Origin of the sequence: Rhodohalobacter sp., from assembly GCF_041686455.1 — a bacterium.
GTDB lineage: Bacteria > Bacteroidota > Rhodothermia > Balneolales > Balneolaceae > Rhodohalobacter.
The window spans coordinates 1-14,592 of the sequence record NZ_JAWLDW010000066.1 but is presented as its reverse complement, the minus strand read 5'-3'; the positions used below and the strand labels follow the sequence as shown (position 1 = coordinate 14,592).

The window sequence follows — 14,592 nt, the reverse complement described above, 5'->3', positions numbered from 1 at the left end:
GGGAATGAAAGAGTGAGTAATATTGAAGCAGCTATTGAAAGAGTCCATGGCTGATTCCAAAAACGATTATTCTTCATCTTCACTATAGCTTTTACCGGCAATAACAATGGCTATTTCACCTTTGATGGACTTTTTTTCTTTCCATCGGTTGAGTAAATCACCTAATTGGGCCCGGTCTGTTTCTTCAAATTTTTTGGTTAATTCTCTGGCGATGCATACCCAACGGCCGTCCCCGGCATATTCGTGTAATTTTTCTAAAAACCGAACTAGTTTATGAGGGCTTACGTACACTACAGATGTAATATCGCTATCAGCTATTTCCTGTATTCGGGTTTGCCGGCCTTTTTTTGGGGGAAGAAAGCCTTCAAAAATAAAACGATCACTTGGCAAGCCGCTCACCGCCAATGCAGTAGATACAGCATCTGGGCCGGGTATGGCAATCACATGATGTCCTTTTTGATGTGCTTCACGTGTTGCCAAAAATCCCGGATCGGATATGACAGGCATTCCAGCATCGCTGATAAGTGCAATATTCAGCCCGCTGCCCAAAAGATTCATTAAGTGTTTAACTTTTTGATGTTCATTGTGCTGATGAAATGAAAACGTAGGTTTATCAATTTGAAAGTGCTGCAGCAATACGCCGGATGTGCGGGTATCCTCGCAAGCTATTTGATCTACAGACTGTAAGGTATCAACAGCGCGAGGAGAAAAATCAGATAAATTACCAATAGGTGTTGCTACTAAATAAAGTGTTGCCAATTAACTATGGGTTGAATTCAAAAATCCATTCTAAATATAGCCGAAAAACCGTTAGTTTACCGGATGCAATAAAACTAACAAAAGAAAGTGAAAAACTATGGATTTTAAACCGTCCGGTATTAACCATATTACCATCAGGGTAAATGAAATTGAGCGTGCTGAAGAGTTTTATGGTGATATTCTTGGATTTGAACTGGTGAGAAAGATGGGCCAGAGCATGGCCGTCTACAAAATAGGAGAGGAAGATACTCTTGTAATTGTAGAAGCTGAAACCAGTTATGATCCCAATTCCAGAGATTTTAGGGTAGACCATATTGGTTTTTATCTAAACTCACCTGATGAAGTTGACGAAATGGCAACGTATCTGCGTGATAAAGAAGTGACAATCTTGAGCGGACCGGCAAACCGGAAAAAAGGCAGATTTGTATTTGCTTCAGACCCTGATGGAAATATGATAGAGTTCTTTTACGAAGGTAATTAAGGCGAAACGTCAGGTTTTTGAGACAATAGTGACGAACTGATAGTATAAATCTTTGTGGCATACTATTTGCTCGAGGTAAAAGGTGAACCAATATCTATAGGCCTGCACCAAAAAGGCTGAAATAAGAAATTAAGAATCGATTTTTAAATGAGCAGTAAAGAAGAAAAAATGGAGTCTGCCGAAAAACAGGCAGCTACTAGTAACGACGATGAAGTGACTTCAAACGAAAATTTTGACAGCATCGAGGAGCTGGATGAATTAGTTGAGGAGCAACAAAAGCGTATCAATGAACTTGAAGAAGAAATTCAAAGTATAAAAGACAACCACCTGCGTAAGGCTGCAGAGATGGAGAATTTCAAGAAACGGCTTCAGCGAGAGCGAGAATCTGTTTATCAAAAATCTCGTGAAAATGCTATTGAAGCATTTCTTCCGGTGAATGACGACCTGAGACGCACTCTTGAGGCATTGGAGCAAGCAAATGCGGACAAATCATTTGTAGACGGTGTGCGATTGGTTGCAGACAAATTTCAAGATGTTTTAGACAGATATAACGTTGAAAGAATTGATGAAGAGGGCGTCCCATTTGATGTAAATCTTCACGACGCCATGCTCCGCCAACCCGCTAAGGATGATTCAATTGAAAGCGGAACGGTTCTGCAAGTCCTTGAAAGCGGATATCGAATCGGTGATAAAACACTTCGACACGCAAAAGTAATTGTAAGCGAGTAAAACACAATTCATGTCAAAACGAGATTATTACGAAATATTAGGTGTAGAGAAAGGCGTAGGTGAAGCGGATCTGAAAAAAGCATATCGCAAGCTGGCCATGAAATATCACCCCGACAGAAATAAGGGTGATGATGAGGCAGAGAGAAAGTTTAAGGAAGCTTCTGAGGCGTATGAAGTTCTCAGAGACCCGCAAAAACGACAGCGCTATGACCAATTCGGCCATGCCGGAATGAATGGCGGCGGATTTGGCGGTGCATCGGATTTTGGCAATGCTGATTTCGAAGATATATTTAGTCGCTTCAGTGATATTTTTGGTGGCGATATCTTTGGCGGCGGGGAAGCTTTTGGCGGAGGCGGACGCAGGCAGAGCCGCCGTCGACGAGGTACTGGCCGTCCGGGCAGCGACATGAAACTTAGGGTTGATCTGACTCTTGAAGAGATTGCAGAAGGCGTTGAAAAAACACTAAAAGTTAAAAAACAGGTAAAGTGTGACTCCTGTAAAGGAACAGGTGCGGAAACGGAATCTGACTTTGAAACTTGTGGTACTTGTAACGGAACCGGAGAGGTCAGACAAGTATCGCGCACCATGTTTGGACAATTTGTAAATGTTCAGCCGTGCCCTGCATGCAGTGGTGAAGGCCGAATTATCAAAAATAAGTGTTCATCCTGTGGCGGTGAAGGACGTAAGCGAAGTGAAGAGAATATCAAGGTGAATATTCCATCAGGAGTTTCAAATGGGAATTATATTACGTTGCGAAGGCAGGGAAATGCCGGAGTTAGAGGCGGTGAACCGGGCGATCTTATTGTGCTGATTGAAGAGAAAGAACATGAGCATTTCGAAAGAGACAGGAATGATATCTACTACGATCTGCATATCAGTATACCAGACGCAATTCTTGGAACGGAAGTTCAGGTGCCAACTTTAAAAGGCAAGGCCAAAGTAAAAGTGGAGGCAGGAACTCAGCCGGGTAAGTTGCTGCGGATGCGTGGCAGAGGTATCAATGGATTGAACAACAGTGGTACTGGAGATCAGTTCATAAAAGTAAACATGTATGTTCCGAAAGATCTGACTCCTGAAGAGCGCAAGCATGTAGAAGCACTGCGCGGTGAAAAGCATTTCGATCCCGCTGATGCTGAAGAGCGCGAAAAAGGGTTCTTTTCAAAAATTAAAGATGTTTTCAGCTGACAAGGGCGGGAATTTCGCAGTCTGAACTTGCAAATCTTACGAAGTTTTCCGGAAGGGGTGACAGAATCTGTCACCCTTTTCTTTTATCTTCAGTTAAATCATCAAAAAATCTATTTTTATGGGACTTACTGAAATAATTATTGCGCTGATATTCGGAATCATCGGTTTTACAATCGCTTGGTTTATGGCTCGGCCAAGGCAATCGAGACTGGAAGAGAGGAACGAAATTTTGACAGCTGCAAAAGAAGAGGCTGAAAAAATACTGGTTGCGGAGACGGATAGAGCAAATCAAGCAAAAAATGAGCTCGCCACAATGGAAGCTAATTTCCTGAATTTGAAAGAGAGATTTCAGGAACAGAAAGCTGATTTTGAAAAGATGGAGGAGAGATTTAAAAATGAGTTTAAAAATCTGGCCAACGAAATCCTGGAAGAGAAATCGAAAAAATTCACCCAGCAGAATCGTGAAAACCTCGATTCACTGCTTAAACCGTTGGGTGAGAAGATTTCTGAATTTCAAAAAAGAGTAGAGGAGACCCATAAAGAGGATATTAAGGGGAGAAGCGCTTTGGGTCAGCACCTGACTATGTTACAGGAGTTGAATCAAAAAATGAGTGAGGAGGCAAAGAATCTCACGAAAGCACTTAAGGGAGATAATAAACAGCAGGGAAATTGGGGTGAGGTAATACTTCAAAGAATCCTAGAAAAGTCCGGTCTGGTGAAAGGCCGGGAATACGAAGTTCAGGAAAGCACGACTACCAGTGATGGCCGGCGGCTGCAACCTGATGTTGTTGTCCAGCTCCCTGATGAAAAGAAATTAGTAGTGGACTCCAAAGTAACGTTAACCGCATATGAAGCATATACCTCTACGGATGACTCTGACCAACAGCAAAAAGCTCTCAAACAGCACATTAGTTCACTTCGTGCTCACGTGAAAGGATTGAGTAACAAAAACTACGAACAAATTCACGGTTTTCAGAGTCCCGACTTTGTGTTGATGTTTATTCCTATTGAACCTGCTTTTGGATTGGCAATGCAGCACGCTCCGGGTCTCTACAATGAAGCTTTTGACAAGAACATTATTATCGTAAGCCCCACAACACTTCTGGCTACACTGGCTACCATTGAGAATGTGTGGAAGCAGGAGTATCAAAATCGCCACGCTATGGAAATTGCTGAGCGCGGAGGCCTGCTCTATGATAAGTTTGTCGGGTTTGTGGAAGATATGCAGGATATCGGGAATAGAATTGATCAAACTCAAGCCAGCTATGAAAATGCAATGGGTAAATTGAGCGAAGGGCGTGGAAATTTGGTTCGTCAGACAGAAATGCTAAGAGAATTGGGAGCAAAAGCTTCAAAAAAACTTCCTCAGGACTTCAATGGGGAGTTATCTAATATGGCGAAAGACGAAGAAGAGGATTAATTGGTGTTGAGTGGTTCAACCAAGGCTGCTAAATCGTGCCCATTATGGTTGGAAACTGCAGAATACCAATTATCATCCCAAAGCCATGATACAACATGAGTTCCGTCTATATTATTTACAAAATAGTCTGTTTGGGTAGTACAACTTTTAACAGCATTTTCTTCTCTTTTCATATGGTCAAAATTTTCCAATTGATCCAGGTTGAACGCAAAAATATAAATGTTTTCGCCGATATCGCTCTGGATATATTTTAAGAGCGGTGCCTGCATTCCATTGTGAAAATCTGCCATTACCAAACCGGCAAATTCAGTTCCTTTAAGATGCGGGATTGTCATACTCAATCCATAATGTTCTTTTAGATAACTTTCAGCCTCTTGAAATGAAATAGCTTCTATTTGAGGTTCTATTGTTGCATTGGTTGCATTTTGGAAATGCTGTGCTGAAATATTTTCTATAACGAATATTTCTTCATTAAAACTCTCAGTAGATCTTTCAAGCAATTGTACAGTCATTAGTGTGATCATCAAAATTACTGCTGCAGCAGCAGCATATCTTAAACCTGACTTAAGTACTCCATTCCATTCACTTTTCAGAGTTGATGATTCATCAAATTTCTTATCAGATGATTTACCTGTTTTTAAACTTTTATTCTGTTTTTCAACGTCTAATCGGTGAAGAATTTTTTTTCTAAGGTGTTCCGGGGCAGATTTCCTGGATAAATTTTCTGCTAATAGTTGTTTAACTTTAAGTGTGGAGTAATATTCACTTTCAAGCTCAGGATCGTGTTTTAAGTATTCAAAGAAGGCTTTTTTCTCTTTTTCCGACGCCTCGTCATCAACTACGGCCGGTAAAAGTATTCTTGCCTGGTGTTTTGTTAATCTGTTCATATCAATACTTCCATATTCGAGAGGCGACAGTTATAAAAAAAAGACAGTTCGTTCTAAAAAACATTGAAATTTGGTCAATCATTCAACAGTATTTCAATTATCATGAATCAGAATTCTATTTCTTAATATCATCGCAGACAGATCTTTAAGAATAAGTTTTAATACTAAATTTACTCCAGGGATTAATTTGAGGAGGCTTTGCAGAAAAAATTATCTCTTTTTTGAGAGTAGGGTGTTCGAGTTCTAAAGAAAAGGCATGTAAAGCCGGTGTAGAACGATTTGATTCGCCGTACTTTTGATCTCCCAAAATAGGATACCCTTCTTCAGAAAGTTGCACACGAATTTGATGTGGCCGACCCGTGATAAGACTTACTTTTAGAAGGTGTAAATCCCCCACTGTTTCTACTCGCTGAAACATTAGTTTGGCATCTTGTGCATGTTTTATGTTGGGCTCAACTACCCGGACGGTATTTGTTTTTTCATCTTTGAGCAAGTAATGAGTTAGATACCCGTTTGGGGGTGGGTTACCAGTCACAACGGCAAGATACTTTTTCTTAATCGTCCGCCGGCGAATTTGCTCACTAATTCTGGATGCAGCCTTTGAGGTTTTTGCAAGCATCATTACTCCGCTTACGGGCCTGTCTAATCTGTGTAAAAGTCCTAAAAATACATTTCCGGGTTTTTTATACTCCTTTTTAATGTACTTCCTACATAGTGTTAAAATATCCGGATCACCTGTATGATCCTCTTGAGATAGCAAGCCTTCAGGTTTGTTTACTACAAGCAAGTGGTTGTCTTCAAAAATGATTTCAATCTCGGGATTGGTCCGTGTTGTTTTCATAAGTCAATGATCGCGTTTTCAGAGACCAATTTAAACTTTTCCAAACAGCTCATCGTTTTTGTATTTTTGATGTTTAATTCATCACAGACATGTCAATATCCGTAGAAGAAAAAATCGCTCACCTTCCATTTAGTCCGGGAGTCTATCAGTTCAAAGATAGGGGAGGAAACTATCTTTACGTTGGGAAGGCAAAAAAACTTCGCAATCGAGTAAGATCGTACTTTCAGGACTCCAAAAATCATGATGGAAGAATCAAATTGATGGTTTCCAAAATTGAGGATGTTGAGGTGATTGTTACCGATTCTGAGGCTGAAGCTTTAATACTTGAGAATAATCTGATTAAAAAGCATCAGCCAAGGTATAATATTATGTACAGGGATGATAAATCGTATCCCTACATTTGCATTACAAAAGGACGAAAACCGAGAGTATATCCTACTAGAACAGTGGTGAGGGACGGGAGTAAATATTTCGGCCCATACGATCATGTTGGACATATGCGCCGAATGCTGGATACGATTCGAAAAGCGTTTGGATTGTGTACCTGCGCCGTTTCGCCAAAAATGGTAGACAAGTCGCGTGGAGCTCCAAAATGGCATTCCTGTTTTGATGATTACTTACAAAACTGCTCGGGTGACTGGGATGATGAAGTCTACCGGGAAACAATAGAGAAAGTTGAACGTCTTTTATCCGGTAAAACAGGCGACCTGATTCGTGACGTCAAAGATGAGATGGAGATCGCATCTCAGTCTCTGGAATTTGAAAAAGCAGCTCGACTGCGTGATAGCATGAAGTCTCTTGAGAAGTACAATCAAAAAATGAAGATTGTTGCGAATAAAGAGGTGCACAGGGATGTATTTGCTATTGATGTAGATGAAGAACTTGGAGAGGCATGCGGAGTTCTGTTTAAAATACGTGAGGGTAAGCTGATAGGGAAGTTTAATCGATTTTTGAAAAACATTGAAGACTGGCCACGAAGTGTGATGATGCAGTCTTTTGTGGAGGATTATTACACGGGACAGATGGTTGGAGCTATTCCGGATGAAGTTTATCTGAGCGACTCAATGGAGGACGAGGATCCGTTATTGGAGTATCTTTGGGAGCAGAGAGGAAAAAAGGTTCCCATTCACGTGCCACAAATAGGTGAAAAAAAACATCTGATAGAGATGGCTATTACCAATGCGCGGCTCAATCTGGGAGAGAGAAAACTGGAGAAACAAAAAGCCGAACGAGATCGAATTCCACAGGCAATAAAAGACCTTAAAGATTATTTGAAACTGGATCACCTGCCAAGAAGAATAGAGTGTTTTGATAACTCAAACACACAAGGTACAGATCCTGTGGCATCGATGGTATGCTTTGTTGATGGACAACCACGAAAAAGTGAATACAAGCGATTTAAAATAAAAACCGTTACCGGAGCGGATGATTATGCATCGATGAAGGAAATCGTTAAACGCCGCTATTCAAAAGTAAAAAAGGAGAAACTTCATGCACCGGATTTGATTTTGATTGACGGCGGAAAAGGCCAGTTAAACGCTGCATTGGATGCATTGGAAGAAATTGATTTTAGAGATGCAAGTGATGTTGCGGGTCTTGCCAAACGTTTGGAAGAAGTGTTTTTACCGCAACAAGCAGATCCTGTGATGATTCCGAAAACTTCTTCAGCACTGAAGCTACTGCAGCGGGCACGCGATGAAGCACATCGGTTTGCCATAACCTATCATCGGCAGAAACGTTCAAAAAGAACAGTGAAAACTGGACTGACGGAAATTGATGGAGTAGGCGAAAAAACGGCTCAAAAACTTTTAAAAGCATTTGGCTCAGTTGATCAAATCAGAAACACGGATGCTGAGAGTTTACAAAAAGAAGTCGGTGAAAAGCTGGGCGAAAAAGTGTACCGGTACTTCCTGGAGTCATAGTCTTCGCATGAAGATGCGATTGTTTTAACATCAAATTATTAGAATACTTAGTTAAGGAAGAAGAATATCGTAGAATATTCTTCTGTAAATACGTCAGTATTGAAACATTGGCATCGTCTGTGCAGTAGATAAGAATAGAATTTACAGACATAACTGAATGGATAGATTTAAAAATCTGTTTTTGAAAGTGTGACGCAACATTTAAATTAGCACTGTTATGAGACTCAATAATTCAGACCATATTCCACGCCGTTACGAGCAAATGAAAGATCGTGAATTAGTTCATTTGTTTCGGAAAAAAGATGATCAATTAGCTTTTCAAGAGCTAATGAATCGTCATCAGGCCAAAATCTACTCATACATATATAGTATGATTCAAAATAGAGAAACGGCAAATGATATCTTCCAGGAAACCTTTACGAAGGTAATTACGAAAATGGATGATACGTATAACGAGCAGGGCAAATGGATTGCTTGGGTTATGAGGATTGCGCATAATGCAACAATTGATCATATCAGAAAACAAAAACGGTTTGTCGACGTTAGCAGTTCGTATGACAATGAGTCAAAAACAGATTTTTATGAAAGATTGCCTGATGAAGACACTCCGGGTCAGCATGACCAGCTTGAATTAAATGAGTCTACATCACGGTTACTAAAGCATATTGGAAATCTGCCCGAAGAACAGCGAACGGTAGTGATGTTGCGACACTATTATGAAATGCCATTTAAAGAAATTGCTGAATTGACAGATGTTTCGATAAATACTGCTCTTGGCCGAATGAGATATGCTTTGATTAATCTTCGTAAAATGTTTGATGAGGAACATGAGAAGGAATCAAATAATATATGAGTACCAAAAAAACTGACAGTATAGCTTATCTATTTAAGGAAATGGATCCTTCTGAGAAAGTTGAATTTGAACGACTACTCAGAAAAAATGAAAACTTACTGATCGAAGTTGAGTCTTTACGGAATATCAGTAACAGAATTGATGAGCTTCCTGAAATATCAGCACCGGACAGTATACTTCAATCGGTATGTGAACAAGCTTCAGAAAAAAACAGATCATCAAAAATTGTTCGCTCAAAACCTTTCTATTTTGCCACGGCTGCTCTGCTATCGATTGGATTTATGGCGGGTGCATTATTGATCGAACCTGATGAAAAAGCAAATAACGCCGGAAATGCATCTGTTGGCTCGGTAGGTTCGATTCAAGCAACAGCTACTAACAATTCGGAAGGAACAACAATAGATGGGGAAACTACACCCTGGGTTGATGAGAATGATGTTATACACTACACAGGAGTAGAGTCTGAACGGTCGGATTCGCTATTGGAGAATAGTTACCGACGACTGACTCCCGTCACCAGTCCATCACAAAACAGTTCTTACCAAAGAAATCTACATCTTACCGGAAGCCCTCAATAATTTCTATAGATTAATAATTACGGTAACCTATTTAAATTCAGTAGCTTGTAATTTTTAGTAAGATAGTTATCCACGATTCTATGTGCATAACTTAGTTTGGTTAGGTATCACTTGTGAGTTATATTCATCTACAAAATTCATCCTAAGTTACCATGATTTCGAATGGGTAAAATTATCTCTATTGCAAACCAGAAAGGCGGTGTCGGAAAAACGACGACAGCGGTAAACCTGGCTGCAAGTTTAGCAGCTATTGAACATCCAACTCTGATTATTGATATCGATCCGCAAAGCAATTCAACAAGTGGATTGGGTATTGAATCAAAAACAGTGTCAAACTCCATCTATGAAGTTATGGTAGGAGGCGTGGGTGTAAAAGATTCGATTCGGGAAACAGAACTTCCGTATTTGGAGCTCATCCCCTCTCATATCAATCTTGTAGGGGCCGAAATTGAAATGGTTGACAGAAATGAGAGAGAAAGGATTCTATCGAAAGCCATTGACGGGTTATCAGATAAATATGATTTCATAATTATTGATTGTCCTCCATCTCTTGGACTGTTGACTATTAACGCTTTGACTGCCTCGGATTCTGTATTAATTCCGGTTCAGTGTGAATATTTTGCACTCGAAGGTCTTGGCCAATTGTTAAATACAATCAAGATTGTTCGGCAGCATTTGAACACAGATCTGGAAATTGAAGGTGTTCTGCTTACCATGTACGATACCCGTACCAGGTTATCGAACCAGGTGGCGGATGAAGTAAAACGATATTTTGATGAGAAGGTATTCTCCTCTGTTATTTCAAGAAACGTAAGGTTGGCTGAAGCGCCTAGTTTTGGTAAACCTGCAATATTGTATGATGCAACCAGTGTTGGATCAAAGAATTATCTTGCCTTGGCCAGAGAGATTATCCAGCGGAATAAAAAATTATTCAAAAATAGTCCGGTTCTATCCAAATAGAGGTTTATATGTCGAAAAAAGTATTAGGTAGAGGATTGGGGGCATTTTTTCCTGAGTACGATGAAGAAGGGAAAGAAGGATCAAAAGAGAGTGATTCGAAAAAAGCTCCAAAAACAAAAACTGCAGTTCCTATTGAACCGGCCGAACGTGTAAACGTGGTTTTAAATATACCTGTGGATCATATTCGTCCGAATCCTCATCAGCCCAGAAAAGATTTTAATGAAGAAGCACTTGATGAGTTATCATCATCCATTAAAAAGCACGGTCTGATTCAACCTATAACTGTTAGATATTTAGGTGAGAAGCGGTTTGAGCTAATCAGTGGGGAAAGACGTCTCAGGGCAACAAAACAAGCCGGTATAGCCGAAATCCCCGCCTATATTCGGGAAGCTGACGATGAACAGCTCATTGCATTTGCGCTGATTGAAAATATTCAACGTGAGGAATTAAATCCTCTTGAAATATCGATGGGTTACAAGCGACTTATCGACGAATGCAGTTACACCCAGAGTGAGGTGGCTGACCGGGTTGGTAAAAATCGTTCAACAGTTACAAATATGCTTCGTTTGTTACAGCTTCCAGATTTTATTCAGGCAGCACTTCGGGACGAGTCTATCTCAACCGGACATGCAAGGGCATTAATTAATTTAAAGAGTGAAAGCGATCAAAAAAAAGCGTTGAGTAAAATCGTAAAAAATTCGCTCTCTGTACGACAAACTGAAGATTTGGTGCGTTCGCTGGATAAAAAAAGTGAACAAAAATCAAAGAAGAAAGAAACAAAGCCATTAAATCCTTTTTTGGATGATTTTTCAAAGCGTCTTCGTAATAGCTTAAGTACTAAAGTAAATATTAAACAAAAGGGGAAAGGTGGCGAGATTCGAATCGAATACTACTCAGATGATGATTTGGAAAGATTGATGCAACTATTTGATGAAGTTGGTTAGTCTAATATCATTTTTACTTCTTTTTTGTAGTCAGATAATGGTAGCTCAATCCAATTCTGACCTGCTAAACCAGAACTATTTTTTGTTAGAAAATAGAATCAGCAGTCAGGATTACTATTCAAGTTCATCAAATGATTCGTTAAATCAGCAAGAGTACCCAAAACCAAAAGCCGTGATGCTGAAATCACTGATGATTCCCGGCTGGGGACAGATTGAAAACAAACAGACCTGGAAGGTTCCTATCATTTATGGTCTCTTTGCCGGAATTGGTTATTATACAATTACACTCAACAATGATTATAAAGATTATAAAGCGGCTTATTACAACAGCTTCCCGGATAACGACGACATGAGGTTTGGACCTACACCAGAATATTTGCAGGGAGTGAATGCAAATCAGCTACAATCAAACAGGAATAGTTTGCGAAATCAGCGAGATTTTATGTTTGTAGTAATGGGGCTAGCGTATGGCTTGAATGTCATAGATGCTTATGTTTTCGCTCACATGCGGAGTTTTGATGTTTCGGATGATCTTTCAGCGAACGCAGTACTTCATCCGACAATGATTGAGAACAGAAGTCCCGGTATCTCTTTAAAAATAAACCTGCAAAATCGAAATTAGCATAATATGGAAGCTTCCAATTTTTTCAAATTTAAACGCCAGACTGAAGAGTTTGAGGGAGACAGTAACAAGGATTTATGGAGTATTTTTAAAATTATGGGGGAGTTTGTTGATGGTTATGATAAACTTTTCCGTGTAGGTCCATGTATTTCAGTTTTTGGTTCGGCTCGATTAAAGCCGGGAAGTAAATATTATGAGATGGCTATTGAAACCGCTGAATTAATTACCGAAAGTGGGTTTGGCATTATTACAGGTGGAGGTCCGGGAATTATGGAGGCAGGAAACCGAGGGGCACACAATAGGGATGGAAAATCTGTTGGCTTAGGCATTGAACTGCCTTTTGAACAGGGAGTGAATGACTATGTTCATTCTAAATATGAAATTAATTTTAAATATTTCTTTGTAAGAAAAGTAATGTTTGTGAAGTATGCACAGGCATTCATCGTTTTTCCAGGTGGTTTTGGCACATTAGATGAACTCTTTGAAACACTTACACTTATTCAGACTAAAAAGATTAAGCAGATACCAATTGTTTTGGTCGGCTCTGAATATTGGGGTGGTTTAATTGATTGGATTAAGATTACCTTAGTTGAAGGAGGGTATATCAATCCGGATGACACCGAGTTATTTTACTTAACAGATGACCACGAGGATGCTGTTAAATTTGTGTGTGATTTCTACAAAAAAGAGAAACCGGAACCTAATTTTGACTACTAAGAAACTTTTTTCCTTGCTTTGGGTTTGAAATAGTGAGGATTAGTGATTTTCTTTACAAAATTTCATTAAGTTAAGCCCGTTTAATCGGATAGAATCATAAAATAATAGATACCATGAAATCATTGAAATCAATACTCATTTTAGCTGCAGCTTTTTCAATTACACTATTTGCAGTTGAACAAACGAATGCTCAGGATGCCAGAAATGAGGCTATCGAGCTTTATAATCAGGCTCAGGAACTAGCCGGGTCCGGCGATTTTACCAACTCAATTGATCTTTACAGAGAAGCACTTGAGATTTCCCAAGCTAATGATTTAAACGATATAACTGAGCTAATTGTAGAACGAATCCCCAGAGTTGCTTCAAGCAGGGCGTCCAATGCATATCGTGGATATCAAAGTGAACGTACTTTAGAGTCCGTAAATAATGCCCTTTCAGCTTTCCTGGAAGCAAAAGAGATAGCTGAAGAGTTTGGCAACGCAGAAGTTCGTCAACAGGCAGAAGCAGCGCTTCCTCAACTTCATTATATCCGGTCAGTACTTCATTTCCGGGCTGAAAACTATGAGGATGCACTTGCAGACCTTGATACTGCAATAGATATGAATGCCAATTATGCCCTAGCTTTCTATCAGAAGGCACTTGTTACCAAAAATCAAAACCCGTCTGAGGTAGATACCTGGTTAGGCCTTTATGATGAAGCGATTGAAGTAGCTGAAAGAGTAGATGATAACAGAGCTTTAGAAAATGCACTTGAGAGCGTTGAGGAGGAATTAATATTCAGAGCAGTGGATCTTGCAGAAGATCGTGAATTTGATCGCGCAGTTGACCTTCTTCAGAAAGTAGAAGATTATAATCCGGAATCTGCAAATGCACAGTACAGAATGGCGGAAATTTATAATAAAAGAGGTCAATGGGATCAGGCACTGCAACATGCGACTCGAGCTCTCGAATATGAATCAGGCGGAGTGAATGACAAAGCTAAAATTTATTTTGAACTTGGCACAGCTTACAAAGGTCAGGGTGAAAAAGAAAATGCATGTGAAGCTTTTGAAAATGCACGTTATGGTGATTTCACAGAACCAGCCAATCACGAGCTTCAGTTTGAATTGAAGTGCGAAGGACATACTCCTACCGGACGATAATACTTCTATATTAAAATTGATTTCATAAAAAAGCCCTCACTTCGAGGGCTTTTTTTATATCGTTAATTTATATTTGATTTCCACGGCGGATTCGTCAGGTCCATTTCCTAAATAGCGGTAATCAATGGAGCTGTTCTGTGAAATACAGTCTGCATCAATTTGTATAAATTACCTAAGAGGGATTTTTGAGACTAGTTATTATTACGTTCAGAATTTCAGTATTTGTGGTTTTGTATTGTGATTATTTAAATGTGAAGAGCCCAGATTTTCTAAGAATTTCCTTCAATCATCCAAGCTGAAACACAGTCGGATTTGAATACTGTAAAGTGGGAAGATTTCTTTTTTCCTTGTTCTGAACTTGGGTATCTTTTTATCCAAAACAAGCACTCAAATTTATCTCTTTAATTTATCATGTCTGATCAACTTGCTCAGCGTTGCGTTAACACACTTCGAACACTTTCAATGGATGCCGTACAAAAGGCAAACTCGGGACATCCCGGAATGCCAATGGGTATGGCGGATGCCGCATATGTTCTATGGACAAAGTTCCT

At 39.7% G+C, this 14,592-nt stretch carries 16 protein-coding genes; 13 read left to right on the top strand and 3 right to left on the bottom strand.

Annotation, left to right across the window (positions count from 1 at the left end; all coding sequences use genetic code 11):
- Positions 1–66 precede the first annotated feature (66 nt).
- Positions 67–759: a 16S rRNA (cytidine(1402)-2'-O)-methyltransferase gene (gene rsmI / locus ACESM0_RS08825; protein ID WP_372905650.1), complete on the bottom strand. Its 693-nt coding sequence runs from the start codon at positions 757–759 to the stop codon at positions 67–69.
- Between the two features lie 97 nt (positions 760–856).
- On the opposite strand from rsmI, the gene ACESM0_RS08820 reads away from it, so the two are divergent.
- From ACESM0_RS08820 to ACESM0_RS08805, 4 genes are all read left to right on the top strand, one after another.
- Positions 857–1,240 carry a VOC family protein gene (locus ACESM0_RS08820; protein ID WP_372905648.1) on the top strand — a complete coding sequence of 128 codons (384 nt, stop codon included), beginning with the start codon at positions 857–859 and terminating at the stop codon, positions 1,238–1,240.
- A gap of 147 nt (positions 1,241–1,387) precedes the next feature.
- A complete protein-coding gene (locus ACESM0_RS08815) occupies positions 1,388–1,969 on the top strand; it encodes a nucleotide exchange factor GrpE (RefSeq protein ID WP_372905646.1) in 582 nt (193 codons plus the stop codon).
- A gap of 10 nt (positions 1,970–1,979) precedes the next feature.
- Entirely contained in the window at positions 1,980–3,155 is a 1,176-nt protein-coding gene (dnaJ, locus tag ACESM0_RS08810; protein ID WP_372905644.1) for a molecular chaperone DnaJ, read from the top strand.
- Positions 3,156–3,273: 118 nt separating this feature from the next.
- The gene (locus tag ACESM0_RS08805; protein WP_372905642.1) at positions 3,274–4,575 is read left to right on the top strand and encodes a DNA recombination protein RmuC; all 1,302 of its coding nucleotides are present in this window, start codon (positions 3,274–3,276) and stop codon (positions 4,573–4,575) included.
- Here ACESM0_RS08805 and ACESM0_RS08800 read toward each other — a convergent pair.
- Positions 4,572–5,462, bottom strand: coding sequence for an anti-sigma factor family protein (locus ACESM0_RS08800; RefSeq protein WP_372905640.1), 891 nt, complete (start codon positions 5,460–5,462; stop codon positions 4,572–4,574). The genes ACESM0_RS08805 and ACESM0_RS08800 overlap by 4 nt on opposite strands.
- A 145-nt stretch (positions 5,463–5,607) precedes the next feature.
- Positions 5,608–6,303 (bottom strand): RluA family pseudouridine synthase, encoded by a 696-nt coding sequence (locus ACESM0_RS08795; protein ID WP_372905638.1) that lies wholly within the window; start codon positions 6,301–6,303, stop codon positions 5,608–5,610.
- An 89-nt stretch (positions 6,304–6,392) separates the two neighbouring features.
- On the opposite strand from ACESM0_RS08795, the gene uvrC reads away from it, so the two are divergent.
- From uvrC to ACESM0_RS08750, 9 genes are all read left to right on the top strand, one after another.
- Positions 6,393–8,225 carry an excinuclease ABC subunit UvrC gene (uvrC, locus tag ACESM0_RS08790; RefSeq protein ID WP_372905636.1) on the top strand — a complete coding sequence of 611 codons (1,833 nt, stop codon included), beginning with the start codon at positions 6,393–6,395 and terminating at the stop codon, positions 8,223–8,225.
- Between the two features lie 217 nt (positions 8,226–8,442).
- Complete coding sequence (locus tag ACESM0_RS08785) at positions 8,443–9,078, top strand: RNA polymerase sigma factor (protein ID WP_372905634.1); 636 nt, start codon at positions 8,443–8,445, stop codon at positions 9,076–9,078.
- Positions 9,075–9,656, top strand: a complete 582-nt coding sequence (locus ACESM0_RS08780) for a hypothetical protein (RefSeq protein ID WP_372905632.1) — start codon at positions 9,075–9,077, stop codon at positions 9,654–9,656. The genes ACESM0_RS08785 and ACESM0_RS08780 overlap by 4 nt, the downstream gene beginning before the upstream one ends.
- A gap of 162 nt (positions 9,657–9,818) precedes the next feature.
- Positions 9,819–10,616, top strand: coding sequence for a ParA family protein (locus ACESM0_RS08775; RefSeq protein WP_372905630.1), 798 nt, complete (start codon positions 9,819–9,821; stop codon positions 10,614–10,616).
- An 8-nt stretch (positions 10,617–10,624) separates the two neighbouring features.
- On the top strand, positions 10,625–11,560 hold the full coding sequence (locus ACESM0_RS08770) for a ParB/RepB/Spo0J family partition protein (protein ID WP_372905628.1): 936 nt from the start codon (positions 10,625–10,627) through the stop codon (positions 11,558–11,560).
- A gap of 82 nt (positions 11,561–11,642) precedes the next feature.
- Positions 11,643–12,182, top strand: coding sequence for a DUF5683 domain-containing protein (locus tag ACESM0_RS08765; RefSeq protein ID WP_372905626.1), 540 nt, complete (start codon positions 11,643–11,645; stop codon positions 12,180–12,182).
- 6 nt (positions 12,183–12,188) lie between these two features.
- On the top strand, positions 12,189–12,899 hold the full coding sequence (locus ACESM0_RS08760; RefSeq protein ID WP_372905624.1) for a TIGR00730 family Rossman fold protein: 711 nt from the start codon (positions 12,189–12,191) through the stop codon (positions 12,897–12,899).
- 113 nt (positions 12,900–13,012) lie between these two features.
- Positions 13,013–14,041 (top strand): tetratricopeptide repeat protein, encoded by a 1,029-nt coding sequence (locus ACESM0_RS08755; RefSeq protein ID WP_372905622.1) that lies wholly within the window; start codon positions 13,013–13,015, stop codon positions 14,039–14,041.
- A 411-nt stretch (positions 14,042–14,452) separates the two neighbouring features.
- The coding region (locus ACESM0_RS08750) for a hypothetical protein (RefSeq protein WP_372905652.1) at positions 14,453–14,592 on the top strand (140 nt) is incomplete at its 3' end.